The 12,744-nt window shown below is 74.4% G+C and carries 11 protein-coding genes; 8 read left to right on the top strand and 3 right to left on the bottom strand.

The features are described 5' to 3' along the window. Nucleotides 1-92: 92 nt before the first annotated feature. From ACH4J0_RS30560 to ACH4J0_RS30585, 6 genes are all read left to right on the top strand, one after another. Nucleotides 93-761 (top strand): response regulator, encoded by a 669-nt coding sequence (locus ACH4J0_RS30560; RefSeq protein ID WP_396244003.1) that lies wholly within the window; start codon nucleotides 93-95, stop codon nucleotides 759-761. 555 nt (nucleotides 762-1,316) lie between these two features. Then, complete coding sequence (locus tag ACH4J0_RS30565) at nucleotides 1,317-2,066, top strand: transglycosylase family protein (protein WP_396243918.1); 750 nt, start codon at nucleotides 1,317-1,319, stop codon at nucleotides 2,064-2,066. A 460-nt stretch (nucleotides 2,067-2,526) separates the two neighbouring features. Further along, nucleotides 2,527-3,282, top strand: a complete 756-nt coding sequence (locus tag ACH4J0_RS30570; protein WP_396243919.1) for an SDR family oxidoreductase — start codon at nucleotides 2,527-2,529, stop codon at nucleotides 3,280-3,282. Between the two features lie 123 nt (nucleotides 3,283-3,405). Next, the gene (locus ACH4J0_RS30575; protein ID WP_396243921.1) at nucleotides 3,406-4,011 is read left to right on the top strand and encodes a TIGR03086 family metal-binding protein; all 606 of its coding nucleotides are present in this window, start codon (nucleotides 3,406-3,408) and stop codon (nucleotides 4,009-4,011) included. Between the two features lie 36 nt (nucleotides 4,012-4,047). Beyond that, the gene (locus ACH4J0_RS30580; RefSeq protein WP_396243922.1) at nucleotides 4,048-5,310 is read left to right on the top strand and encodes an alpha/beta hydrolase family protein; all 1,263 of its coding nucleotides are present in this window, start codon (nucleotides 4,048-4,050) and stop codon (nucleotides 5,308-5,310) included. A gap of 36 nt (nucleotides 5,311-5,346) precedes the next feature. After that, nucleotides 5,347-6,186, top strand: a complete 840-nt coding sequence (locus ACH4J0_RS30585; RefSeq protein ID WP_396243924.1) for an arylamine N-acetyltransferase — start codon at nucleotides 5,347-5,349, stop codon at nucleotides 6,184-6,186. 42 nt (nucleotides 6,187-6,228) lie between these two features. Here the strand turns inward: ACH4J0_RS30585 and ACH4J0_RS30590 are convergent, their stop codons facing one another. After that, nucleotides 6,229-7,470 (bottom strand): helix-turn-helix domain-containing protein, encoded by a 1,242-nt coding sequence (locus ACH4J0_RS30590; RefSeq protein WP_396243927.1) that lies wholly within the window; start codon nucleotides 7,468-7,470, stop codon nucleotides 6,229-6,231. A 266-nt stretch (nucleotides 7,471-7,736) separates the two neighbouring features. Here ACH4J0_RS30590 and ACH4J0_RS30595 point away from each other — a divergent pair, with 266 nt between their 5' ends. Then, nucleotides 7,737-8,129 (top strand): hypothetical protein, encoded by a 393-nt coding sequence (locus ACH4J0_RS30595; RefSeq protein ID WP_396243929.1) that lies wholly within the window; start codon nucleotides 7,737-7,739, stop codon nucleotides 8,127-8,129. A gap of 55 nt (nucleotides 8,130-8,184) precedes the next feature. Here the strand turns inward: ACH4J0_RS30595 and ACH4J0_RS30600 are convergent, their stop codons facing one another. Both ACH4J0_RS30600 and ACH4J0_RS30605 read right to left on the bottom strand, forming a co-directional pair. After that, nucleotides 8,185-8,649: a (2Fe-2S)-binding protein gene (locus ACH4J0_RS30600; protein WP_396243931.1), complete on the bottom strand. Its 465-nt coding sequence runs from the start codon at nucleotides 8,647-8,649 to the stop codon at nucleotides 8,185-8,187. A gap of 16 nt (nucleotides 8,650-8,665) precedes the next feature. After that, nucleotides 8,666-11,080 carry a molybdopterin cofactor-binding domain-containing protein gene (locus ACH4J0_RS30605; RefSeq protein ID WP_396243933.1) on the bottom strand — a complete coding sequence of 805 codons (2,415 nt, stop codon included), beginning with the start codon at nucleotides 11,078-11,080 and terminating at the stop codon, nucleotides 8,666-8,668. A gap of 352 nt (nucleotides 11,081-11,432) precedes the next feature. Here ACH4J0_RS30605 and ACH4J0_RS30610 point away from each other — a divergent pair, with 352 nt between their 5' ends. Further along, nucleotides 11,433-12,686 carry an MFS transporter gene (locus tag ACH4J0_RS30610; protein ID WP_396243935.1) on the top strand — a complete coding sequence of 418 codons (1,254 nt, stop codon included), beginning with the start codon at nucleotides 11,433-11,435 and terminating at the stop codon, nucleotides 12,684-12,686. The last annotated feature ends 58 nt before the right edge of the window (nucleotides 12,687-12,744 follow it).

A 12,744-nucleotide genomic window follows, 5' to 3' on the forward strand; every position in this document is an offset into this window, starting at 1 on the left:
CCGTGGGGCCCGCCCGGCCCGGGCGGGAGGCGGGGTGGCCGGGATGTGAGGATGGTGCCCAGTCGCACCACCGTTCGAGGGGAATGACCAGCGTGATCCGAGTCCTCGTCGCCGACGACGAGCCGCTCATCCGGGCCGGGATCAGAATGATCCTCGGGTCGGCCGACGACATCGAGGTGGTCGCGGAGGCCGCCGACGGCCGGGAGGCGCTGGACCTGGCCCGGGCGCACCGGGTGGACGTCGTCCTGCTGGACATCCAGATGCCGGTGATGGACGGACTGACGGCGCTCCGGGAGCTCGGAAGGGTCGCACCCGGCGCGCGGGCGATCATCCTCACCACCTTCGGGGAACGCGAGAACGTCCTGCGCGCCGTGACCGAGGGCGGCGCCGGGTTCCTGCTCAAGGACACCGCGCCGAACGAGCTGATCCAGGCCGTCCGGGCGGCGGCCGGCGGGAACGCCTTCCTCTCCCCGGCCGCGACCCGGCACATCGTCGACTCGCTGGCCTCCGGGCGCAGCGCCTCGGCGGCCGCCCGCGGGGCGGAGGCTCGGCGCCGGCTGGAGGTGCTCACCGGGCGCGAGCTGGAGGTGCTGGGGCTGCTCGGCGAGGGCCTGTCCAACGCGGACGCGGGGGCCCGGATCCACATGAGCGAGGCGACGGTGAAGACCTACGTCAGCCGGATCCTGGCGAAGCTGGGCTGCGAGAACCGGGTCCAGGCGGCGCTGCTGGCGCGGGACGCGGACCTCGACGGCCGTCACTGAGCGCGCTCGAATCATCACGGAACGCTCTCGCAGTGGCGGATGCCACTCAACTGCCGCCTCGAATGGGGAACTCCGCTTTCGTTGTGACGGTGCGTCAGCTTACGGCTGCGGACGGTTGACGGCGTGCGGGACTTCACGGATGGACAGATGTGAGCGCGGGCACGGAAATTGATCGTTAGATCTTGAAAATGCTGTCAAACCCGGTCAAGCTGGGCGTCGTTTCTTGATCGATACCGCCGGTAACAGTCAATTGACCTGCGAAGACCAAGAATTGCTTGCTGCGCCCCGGACCATGCCCCTAGCTTTCTTGGCGGCGCAACGAGCGCCACCCGGGTTCACCCCGACGCACGGCCCGCCGACTGACCCCCGGCGCGAGGGCGGTGCCCGCCGACGAGACCGGCTCGAACAGGCCGTCGGCGAGCGGAGGTGACCGGGGCGGCACGGCACGTCCGACACGTGTCCGGCCGCCCGACGAGTGAGGTTGAGCGAAAATCACCGGCCCATGTCCCGGGCCTGGTTCCGCCTGCCCGCCCGGGGCTTGTCGAGAGGACATTCATGACTTCCCGTCACGAGACCGCCGCTGCCACCGACACCACCGCCACCGGCAAGCGCAACCGCCTGCGGATGGCGGTCGTCGCAGGTGCCGCCGTCGCGGCCCTGCCGGTGGCCGGCCTCGTCACGGCCACCTCGGCCTCCGCCGCACCCTCCTCCACCTGGGACTCCGTCGCCCAGTGCGAGAGCGGCGGGAACTGGAGCATCAGCACCGGCAACGGCTTCCACGGCGGACTGCAGTTCACCCCCTCCACCTGGGCCGCGTACGGCGGGACCGCGTACGCCCCCCAGGCCAACCAGGCGACCAGGGCGCAGCAGATCGCCGTCGCCGAGAAGGTGCTCGCCTCGCAGGGGCCGGGCGCCTGGCCCGTCTGCTCCCAGAAGGCGGGCCTGAGCAAGGGCGGCGACCCGGCCGCCGTCGACACCTCGACGGGCTCCTCGGACTCGGGCCGGACGGCCGCCAAGCCCGCCAAGCGCGCCGCGAAGGCGGCCCCGAAGGCAGCCCGGCAGGCCGCCCCGAAGGCGAAGTCGCAGGAGGTCGCGCAGGGCCGTCCGTCGGCCAAGCCGGTGCAGTCGGCGCCCGCGGGGGGGAAGAACACCTCCGGCGGCACCTACACCGTCAGGAGCGGTGACACGCTGAGCGACATCGCTGCCAAGTTCGGCGTCGACACCGACAGCCTGTACGGAAAGAACGCCCGCACCATCGGCGCCGACCCGGACCTGATCTTCCCGGGCCAGACGCTGACCGTCTGACACCGCCTTCCGCTACCGATCCTCTGACGCCCCGCCGCGCTCCGGCGCGGACGAGCGGCCACCCCTGCGCGCGGGGTGGCCGCTCCCGCGTTCGGCGAATGTGCACGGCCTGCACCACCTCGGTGACCTGCCCGTCGTGATCACCCGCGCCGCCTCCCGGCTCGCCCCGGACGGCCGGTTCCGAGTGCCGGGCGCGCCGGCACCTGCTGCTCCTGGACGGCGGGCGGCCGGTCGAGCCGCCGTTCGGCTACGAGAGCGCCGATCCGTCGGTCGGGTCGTACTACCGCTGTGCGCCCCAGGGGCGCACGGAGTCATAGTTGAACGTTGAACGCAACGTCCGAATACCGCCGGAGACGTCAAGGAATCCGGATCAGGATCGACCTGCACGCGAGAGCGGAACACCGGCCGGAGAACCCGCCGGGGCCGCGCTCGGAACACGTGAACGAGGAGACCTGAGGAAATGACGATGAACGGTGCGGCGGCGCTCGACGGCAAGGTGGCCCTGGTGACCGGCGGCAGCCGGGGGATCGGGGCGGCGGTCGCGCTGCGGCTGGCCGAGGACGGGGCCGATGTGGCGCTGACCTACCAGGGCTCGGCCGAGCGGGCCGAGGAGGTGGTCGCGAAGATCACCGCGATGGGACGCACCGGCTGGGCCGTGCGCGCCGACAGCGCCGACCCGGAGGCCGTGCGCGCCGCGGTCGCCGCGGTCGCCGAGCGGTTCGGGCGGCTGGACGTCCTGGTGAACAACGCGGGCGTCGGCGCCGGCGGGCCGATCGAGGAGGCCGCGATCGAGGAGATCGACCGGGTGCTGGAGGTGAACGTGCGCGCGCCGTACCTGTTCGCCCGGGCAGCCGTCGAGCACCTGGCCGAGGGCGGCCGGATCGTCGGCATCGGCAGCTGCGTCGCCCAGCGCGTCGTCTTCCCCGGCGCCGCGCTCTACGCGACCAGCAAGGCCGCACTGATCGGCCTGACCAAGGCGCTGGCCCGGGAGCTCGGCCCGCGCGGAATCACCGTCAACCTGGTCCACCCCGGCCCGATCGACACCGACATGAACCCGGCCGACGGCCCGTCCGCCGACTTCCAGCGCGGCTTCGTCGCCCTCGGTCGGTACGGCACGGTGACGGAGGTCGCGGGCGCGGTCTCCTACCTGGTCGGTGAGGACGGGCGGTACGTCACCGGCGCGGAGCTGTCGGTGGACGGCGGATTCGCCGCCTGACCTCCCGCCGGACCGGGGCGGAGGCGTCCCGCCGGACGCTCGGGTGTCGTGCCCGGCGGTTGTCGGCGCCCGCGCATACGATCGCCCGGCACGATCCCTGCGCCCCCGACCGAGAGGTGTGCCATGACCGCGGTGGACGACCCGATCGAGCTGCTCGCCCGGGCCCTCGCCCAGACGGCCGGCCTGATCGACGGCACCGGCGTCGAGCTGGCCGGCCACCGGACGCCCTGCCGTTCCTGGGACGTCGGCGACCTGGTCAGCCACCTCCTGTTCGACCTGAGGCAGTTCACCCTGCGGGCCGAGGGTGGCCAGCCGGAGCGGTCGCAGTCCTTCGAGCGGGTGGAGGAGGACTGGCTGCACGCCTTCGAGGCCGGCGCGGAGCGGCTGGTCGCGGCCTGGAGAGCCGCCGGGGACCTCACCGGCACGGTGCCGGCTCCCGGCGGTGCCATCCTGCCGGCACGTTTCCCGGTCGACCAGCAGATCGCCGAATTCGCCGTCCACGCCTGGGACTTGGCGCGCGCCACCGGCCAGTCCACCGAGGGCCTGGACCACGAGGTCGCGCGCGCCGCGCTCGACTGGTCCCGCGGCGCCCTCAGACCCGAGTACCGCGGTGAGGAGGCGGAGCACCACGCCTTCGGCCCCGAGGTCCCCGCCCCGGCGGGCGCCCCGGTGTACGACCGGCTGGCCGCCTTCTTCGGCCGCGACCCCTGGGTGGCCGTCGAAGTCTGACTCCTCGAACTCCTGCCCCTGATAATCTCCTTGATCATGGGGGAGAACGAGAACAGGGTGTTGGAGGTGGCGCGGGCGTTCGCCGCGCTGCTGCGGGCCGGGGACTTCACCGGGGCCGTCGAGATGTTCGCGCCACCGGTGCGGGCCGCCGTCCCGGCCGAGGCACTGCGGCTCGCCTGGACGACCGAGACCGACGGGCGGGGCGGGGCGGCCGCGATCGGGGAACCGGTCGCCCGGCCCGGGGACGAACCGGTGCGGGTGCACATCCCGGTGAGCTGCGGGGACGGCGGGTTCACCGTGGTCACCTCGGTCGGCGCGGACGGGCTGCTGCACGGGCTGCGGCTCGACCCGGGCGAGGGCGCCGCCTGGCAGCCGCCGCCGTACGCGGATCCGGCGCGGTTCACCGAGACCGAGGTCCGGCTCGGAAGCGGGCCGCTCGCCGTGCCCGGAACGCTCAGCCTCCCGGTCGGCCCGGGGCCCCGGCCCGCCGTGGTGCTGCTCAGCGGCGGCGGCGCCTTCGACCGGGACGAGAGCAGCGGCCCCAACAAGCCGCTCAAGGACCTCGCCTGGGGGCTCGCCAGCCGGCAGGTGGCCGTGCTGCGCTTCGACAAGCCGACCTTCGCCCACCCGGACCGCCTGCCCGCCGACTTCACCATGGCCGACGAGTACCTGCCGCCCGCGCTGGCCGCCGTCGAACTGCTCCGGGCCCGGCCCGAAGTCGACCCGAACCGCGTGCACCTGGTCGGCCACAGCATGGGCGGCAAGGTGGCGCCCCGGATCGCCGCCGCCGCCGAACCGCCCGTCGCGGGACTGGTGCTGCTGGCCGCGGACGCCCAGCCGATGCACGAGGCCGCCGTCCGGGTCGCCCGCCACCTCGCGACGCTGGTGCCCGGGCCGCAGGCGACGGAGATGGTGGCGGCGCTGGCCCGCCAGGCCGCGGTGGTGGCGGGCCCCGGACTGACCCCGGACACCCCGGCGGAATCACTGCCGTTCGGGCTCTCCGCCTCCTACTGGCTCGACCTGCGCGACTACGACCAGCTGGCGACGGCGGCCGGGCTGTCCCTCCCGATGCTGATCCTGCAAGGCGGGCGGGACTACCAGGTGACCGTCGAGCACGATCTGGCGCGCTGGCAGCAGGCACTCGCCGACCGGCCCGAGGTGGCGATCCGGATCCACCCGGAGCTCAACCACCTCTTCATCCCGGGCACCGGCCCCGCCACTCCGGCCGAGTACGCCCGGCCGGGGCACGTGGCGGCCGCGGTGGTGGAGGAGATCGCGGGCCGACTGCTCGGGCGCTGAAGCGCGGTTTTCGATCCGATCATCCGAGGGGGCAGCATGATCGACGTCGACGGGTACCTCGCCGTGCTGGGGGTGGCCCGGCCGGCCGCCCCGACCGCAGAGGCACTGCGGGCACTGCACCGGGCCCAGACCGAGCGGGTCAGCTACGAGAACCTCGACATCCACCTCGGACGGCCGACCGGCATCGGCGCCGCGGAGTCGGTGGCCCGGATCCTGCGCGGGCGGGGCGGCTACTGTTTCCACCTCAACGGGGCGTTCGCCGCGCTGCTCACCGCCCTCGGCTACGACGTCACCCGGCACCGGGCCGGGGTGCAGAGCACCTCCGGGGACCCGGCGGGCGCGTCCGGCAACCACCTCGCGCTCACCGTGCGGCTCGACGGTGAACGGTGGCTGGTCGACACCGGGCTGGCCGGCGGACTCTACGAGCCGCTGCCGCTGCGCGAGGGCAGCCACACCCAGGGGCCGTTCACCTGCGCGCTGGCCCCGTCCACGGCGGTGCCCGGCGGTTGGCGGTTCACCCACGACCCGCGCGGCTCGTTCACGGGCATGGACTTCGCGCCGGAGCCGGTGGAGCTGTCCTCCTTCACGGCGGAGCACGTCCGGCTGTCCACCTCCCCCGAGTCCGGCTTCGTCCGCACCCTCACCGCCCACCGGCGTGACCGCGAGGGAGTGGACGTGCTGCGCGGCTGCGTGCTGCGCCGGATCGAGGCCGAGGGCACGGAGGAGCGGACCGTCGACTCGGCCGACGACTGGTACGACGTCCTGGCCGGGGTGTTCCGGCTGGACCTGGGCGACGTCGACGCCCCCGCGCGGGCGGAGCTGTGGCGGCGGATCCGCACCGCGCACCAGGAGTGGGAGGCCGCGGGGCGGCCGTGAGCGCACCGCACCAACTTTTCCGTGCCGGGCCGCGTCGCTCGCTCAGTGCAGGACGGCCAGGACGGCGCCCCACTGCGCGGTGGTCCGTCCGGTGGCGGTGCAGTGGGCGGTGTCGGAGTCGGTGGCGAGCCGGTGGGCGGTGGTGAGGCGGTAGGAGGACAGCTGGAGGACCGGCAGGGGGGTCCAGCCGGTGCCGAACTCGGGAGCGGTGCCGCCGGTGCTGCCGACCGTGCCCACCAGGAGGTCGCCGGGCGCGCAGGTGGTCGTGGTGTTGACGGTGGTGAAGGCGGTGCCGCCGGCCTCGCCGGAGGCGGGGGAGAAGGCCCGCAGGGCACTGACGCCCCGGAACTCGTCCACCGCGACCTGGTACTCGCCGGCGCGCGGGTAGCCCGCCCGGATCGAGTCGGCGGTGGTGAGGGCGGAGGCGCCGAAGGCGGCGAGCAGCACCACGCGGTGGCGCCGCGAGTCGGTCACGTCGCCGAGCAGCTGGAAGCGGTCGCCGCGGCTGTCGGTGACCTTGACCGGGCCGGAGCAGGTGTCGGTGAGCAGCATCGAGACGACCAGGGCGTCCCCGCGGGTGACCGGGGCCAGCACCGGCAGGGTGAACTCCGTGCTGGAGGCCTCCCGTTGGCCGGACGCCGAGCGGGCGACCCAGGACGGCGGGGACGCTCCGGGCCCGGCGGGATCCGGCGTCGGGCGCTCGCCGGGCGCGGCGGCGTCGGGGGTCTCGGGCGCGACCGTCGGGCAGCCCCGGGCGTCGGGCCCGGCGGTGGCGGGCGCGCGGACGGCGAGCAGGCCGAGGGTTCCGAGGACGCCGAGCACCAGTCCGAGCAGCAGGCTGAGCGCGTGGGTCCAGAGCAGCCGGCGGTCCGTGCGGCGCGGGCGCGTCGGCGCAACAGGGGGTGCGGGCGGGGGAGAGGCGGGCGGAAGCGGTGCCGGCCGGGGCGGTGCGGGCTGGGGAACGGGAGCCGCGGCTGGTGGAGCCGGGATGACGGGCGGGGCGGGCGCCTCCCCGTTGACGGCGGCGCGCCAGCGGCGCTGCCACTCCTGCTCGTCGCCGCCGCAGGCGCGGACGAAGGCCCTGGTGGTGGGCCAGGAGGGCAGCCGCGAGCCGGAGGCGGCCTCGTAGAGCGTGGTGTGGGAGATCGAGCCGACCGTTCTGGCCATGGTGCGGAAGGAGGGCTGGCCGGCGTCCAGCCGGAGGGTGCGCAGTTCGCCGGCGAAGCTCTCGGCGGCGGTCGGCGGCCTCCGCGCGGCTGGTGGCTCCTGCTGGTGCTCCGCCATGGCGCCCCCTGTTGTCAGCTGTCAGGTTCCCTCGGTTCCGCTGCTTGCTTGTCGCGTACGGATCATAGCGGCGGGCGACGACGGTGATCAGTGATCCGTCGACTCCGCTCGCGCGAGGGGGTGCGCGGTGGTGTTCGGCGGACGGTGTCAGCTGTTGTCAGTTCCTGTCAGGCAGTACCGAACACCTGCGGTGGTCCGGTCAGCTTGCTCCGCCGTCCGGACGACGGGGCGGCGTCGGAGCGGTTCGACCGGACAGGAGATTCGGCATGGTCAAGAACGTCCTCAAGAGGATCGGGCGGCGCGGGGCGACCGCGGCGGCCGTGGTGGCGCTGGCGGCGGGCGGGGTGGGCCTCTCGGCGGGCAGCGCGTCGGCCGACGGCTGGTACTACCTGAAGTACCACGCGAGCGGCCACGGTGTGGGCGTCTACTCGCAGCCGTACTCCTGGTCGTCCAAGGTCGCCGCGGACGTGTACTCGTACTCGTGGTCGTCGGACGACATCTACATCGAGTGCTGGGTCACGGGCGAGGACATCAACAACCAGGGCGACGTCTGGTACCGGATCGGCGGCACGGACGGCACCTTCATCGGCACGGCCTACACCTACGGGGCGTACACCGACAACAACTGGTACTTCCACAACGGCCTGCGCCAGTGCTGACCGGTCACTGACCCGGTGTGTGCCCCGCCCGTCCGTCGGGCGGGGCACCGCCGCGTCAGTGCGCCCGCCCGCCCGCCGCCGCCCGCTTGATCGCCTCGCGGATGCGCGGGTAGCTGCCGCAGCGGCAGATGTTCTGGATCTGGTCGATGTCCGCGTCCGTCGGATCCGGGGTGCGGTGCAGCAGCGCGACGGCCGTCATGATCTGGCCCGGCTGGCAGAAGCCGCACTGGGCGACGTCGCAGTCGATCCAGGCCTCCTGCACGGGGTGGAGGGTGTCGCCGTCGGCGAGGCCCTCGATGGTGGTGACGGTGCGGCCCTCGCAGTCCTTGACGGAGTGGGTGCAGGGCTGGAACTCCCGGCCGTCGAGGTGGCTGGTGCAGGCCCGGCAGACGCCCACCCCGCAGCCGTACTTGGGGCCGGTGACGCCGAGCTTGTCGCGCAGGACCCAGAGCAGCGGCATGTCGTCCGGGGCGTCGACGGTGACGGACCGCCCGTTGAGGACGAAGGTGTGGGTGGGCATGGGGAGTCGGCTGTCCTCAGAAGTTGATCGGAAAGGAGCGCGGGCTGGTGCCGGTGGCCCGCGCGTAGGCGTTGGCGACGGCTGCGGAGGCCGCCGGGACGCCCAACTCCCCCGCACCGCCCGGGGCCCCGCTGGGAGGCATCAGGTGGATCTCGACCGTCGGCGGGGTGTTGCGCTGCCGGGCGTAGTGGAAGTCGGCGTAACTGCCTTCCCGGAAAGCGCCGTCGTCGAGATGGTTGCCGGCCAGCAGGATCACCGAGATGCCGTCGCTCAGGGCGCCGGTCAACTGGGCCTCCAGGCCGCGGGGGTTGATGACCTGGCCGACGTCGGCGGCGATGACGGCCTTGGTGACCCGGGGGTTGGCCCGGTCGGTGGCGTCGAGTTCGACCAGGTAGGCGACCCGGCCGCCGTTCTCGTCGTGGTAGCCGACGCCCTGGGCCTGCCCGGCCGGCATCGGGCGGCCCCAGTTCCCGGCCTTGGCGACGGTGTCCAGCAGCGCCCGCCCGGCCGCGTCGCGCAGCCGGGCGCGGCGGAAGGCGACCTCGTCCTGGCCCATCCGGCGGGCGAGTTCGTCCATCATGATCTCGTCGGCGACCCGGACCGTGCCCGAGTAGACCGAGCGCCAGCTGCCGGTGTGCACCTGCAGCGGCAGTTCGGCGAGCAGCTGGGTGGGGATGCCGACGTCGTACGGGTTCTTCTCGGTGAGCAGGAAGAAGGCCTGGGCGAGGCTGATCCCGGCGACCGACAGGTCGAACCCGGCTCCGGTGAGCGCCTCGCCGAGCCCGTGCGAGAGGTCGGTCCGGACGGTGGCGGCGCGGTGCTCCCAGGTGAGCACCTGACCGAGGCCGTAGGTGGCGCGGATGCGGTGGTGGCTGGCGGGGCGCATCCGGCCGTGGCGCATGTCGTCGTTGCGGGGCCACATGAGCTTGACCGGACGGCCGGCGGCCTTGGAGATCTGGGCGGCCTCCAGGGCGGCGTCGAAGAACAGCCGGCGCCCGAACGAGCCGCCGCCGCGCACGACGTGGACGGTCACGGCGTCCTGCGGCAGGCCGAGTTCGGCGGCGATGGTCTGCTGGGCGATGACCGGGCTCTGCGCGGCGAACCACAGCTCGGCGCGGCCCGGCCGCACGTCGGCGACGGCGGTCAGCACCTCCATCGGGGCGTGGTTGACGAAGGCGAAGTCGAACTCGCCGTCCAGGTAGGGGGTGAGCAGAGGCGGCAGCGGGAACGGCGCGTGGGCGGCGCGCAGTTCGGCCCGGACGTCGGCGGTGGACAGATCGGCGACCGGGCCGGGGTTCCAGGTGGTGCGCAGCGCGTCGCGGGCCCTGAGCGCCTGGTCGAAGGTCTCGGCGAGGACGGCGACGCCGCTGGGGATCCGCACCACGGCGAGCACGCCGGGCATGGTGCGGGCGTCGGAGGCGTCCAGGGACTTGAGGGTGCCGTTGACGGTGTTCGGGCGGGCGACCACGGTGGGTGCGGCGCCCGGGATGCGCAGGTCCCCGGCGTACTCGGCACGACCGGTGACGATGTCGCGGGCGTCGATGCGTCCGGTCGGCCTGCCCACCAGGCGGCGCTGGTCGGCAGGCTTGGGGGTGGCGGGCACGGCCGGGACCACCACGGAGGCGGCGTCGGCGGCGAGTTCACCGAAGCCGAGCCGACGGCCGTCCGGGGCGAGGACGGCGGAGTCGGCGGTGCGCAGTCCGCTCGCCGGAACGTTCCAGCGGTGGGCGGCGGCGGTGACCAGCCGGGCGCGGGCGGCGGCGGCCGCGGCGCGCACCGGGTCGTACAGCGAGCGCACGGAGTTGGAGCCGCCGGTGAGCTGGTTGAAGAGCAGTTCGGGGCGGCCGTCGGAGAGCGGAACGTCCACGTCGGTGAGCCTGGCGTCCAGCTCGTCCGCGACCAGCATGGCGATCGCGGTGGTCAGGCCCTGGCCGACCTCCAGCCGGGGCAGGTGCAGCGCGGCACGCCCGGTGGAGGTGATTTCCAGTACCAGCAGGTGAGCGGTGGGCAGCCCGGCCAGGATCATCGCGTCGCCGAGGTCGAGGACGTCCGGGATGCCCGGCAGGCCGAGCGACTGCGGGGGCGCGGAGGCGTCCTGGGCGGCCGCGGCGGTGCGGACGGCGGCCTGGGCGGAGGCGGGCGCGGCGGCGTCGAGGCCGAGCCGGGCGGCGACGGTGAGGGTCGGGGCGGCCAGCAGGTAGGTGAGGAAGCGGCGGCGGCCGGTGGGCCCGGCGGGGGTCGCGGGGCCGTCCGGGACGGCGGTGCCCGCCGTCCGTCCCGTGTCGCCCGGTTGGTCGGCGGAGTCCGAGGGGGCGATGGAGGTGCTGATGGGAGGAAGCCCTTCGAGCCGGAGGCGGCGCCGGATCGGGCGGGCACGGACGGCCCCGGCCCCGGTGCCGGATCGCGAACGCCGTTGAGCATAGGAGGGCACTACTGACGGGTCAACATGACCAATCTTGGCCCTCCGGCCGGGTGGTGGAGGGGTTCCGTCCGTTTGGGGCGGCGGCGTCCGAGCGGGTACGGACGGCGCTTCGGCCGGGCGGGGAGGACCGGGCCGGGGCCCTGCTCCCAGGCCGACCAGTTACCCTCGTACGGCAGTTCAGGGGTCGCCCGGCGGTGCGGCGGAGGCCCTCCGGCGCTCTGCAAGTGGCCCAGGAGAATTCAAGATCAATGGACCTGTCGGCCGGTCCACTCACTCCCTAGGCTGGGCGGTGCCCCGCAGCGAGCCGCCCCGGACGGTTGTGAACCTCCGGCCCGCGCGCCGCCCGTCCGACAGGAGACAAGTGCCGAACCAGAGCGCCGCCGGCTTCGCCCTGCTGCCGCCCGCCGGATCCCAGCGCACCCTCGCCGCGGCGCAGTTGGCGAGTGCGGTGGGTGACGGCGCCTACTACACCTGCTCCGCGCTCTACTTCACCCGCGTCGTCGGCATGTCCCCGACCGCCCTCGGCCTCGGCCTCGCGATCGCCTGGGCGCTCGGCTCGCTGGCGGGCGTCCCGCTCGGACACCTCGCCGACCGGCGCGGCCCGCGCCGCACCGCCGTGGCCCTCGCGCTGGGCACGGCCGCCGTGGTCGCCGCCCTCCTGGCGGTGCGCTCCTACGGGCCGTTCCTGCTCGCCGTCTGCCTCTACGCCACCACGCAGTCCGGCCTCACCGCCGCCCGGCAGGCCCTGGTCGCGGGCCTGGTGCCACCCGCCGAACGCACCGGACTGCTCGCCCACCTGCAGTCAACCCTCAACGGGGGGCTGGCCGTTGGCGCCGCCATCGGCGGCATCGCGCTGACCGTCGGCACCCGGACCGCCTACCTCGGCGCCTTCGCCGTGACCGCGCTCGGCTTCCTGGCCGGCGCGCTGGTCCTCCGGCGGCTGCCCGAAGTCCCGCCCGCGCCGGGGGAGTCGGGCGCCGGCCAGCGCCTCGCCGTGCTGCGCGACCGCCGCTACGCCGCCGTCACCCTGGTCAACACCGTACTGCTGCTGCGGATGCCGCTGCTCAGCCTGATCCTGCCGCTGTGGATCGCCCAGCGCACCTCCGGCCTGGGCTGGCTCGGTTCGGTGCTGTTCGTGCTCAACACCCTGGCCGTCCTCGTCTTCCAGGTCCGGGCGGCGCGCGACGTCACCGGACTGGACACCGCCGTCCGGGCGGTGCGCGCCTCCGGGGTGCTGCTGCTCGCCTCCTGCCTGGTCTGCGGACTGTCCGCGCTGTCCGTCCCGGTGTGGGCTTTCGGCGCGCTGCTGGTGGCCGCGGCCGTGCTGCAGGTGGCCGGCGAGATGCGGCAGTCGGCCGGCTCCTGGCAGCTCGGTTTCGACCTCGCGCCGCCCGAGCGGATCGGCCAGTACCAGGGCTTCTTCGGCACCGGCGTCGCCGTCGCCCGCACCCTCGGACCGCTGCTGCTCACCGCGCTGCTGCTGGAGGGCGGACTCGCGGGCTGGCTGGTGCTCGGCGGGGTGTTCCTGGCCGCCGGGTACGCGATGGGCCCGGTCGCCCGCTGGGCGGCGCGTGACCGCCGGCCGGCGCCCGCCCCGGTCGTGCCGGCCGCCTAGGCAGGGGCTGTCCGGCGGATCCTGAGGGGCGCGCGACAAGGTCCGCCGGACAGCCCCT

The sequence above is a fragment of the Kitasatospora sp. NPDC017646 genome (assembly GCF_044329365.1).
Classification (GTDB): Bacteria; Actinomycetota; Actinomycetes; order Streptomycetales; family Streptomycetaceae; genus Kitasatospora.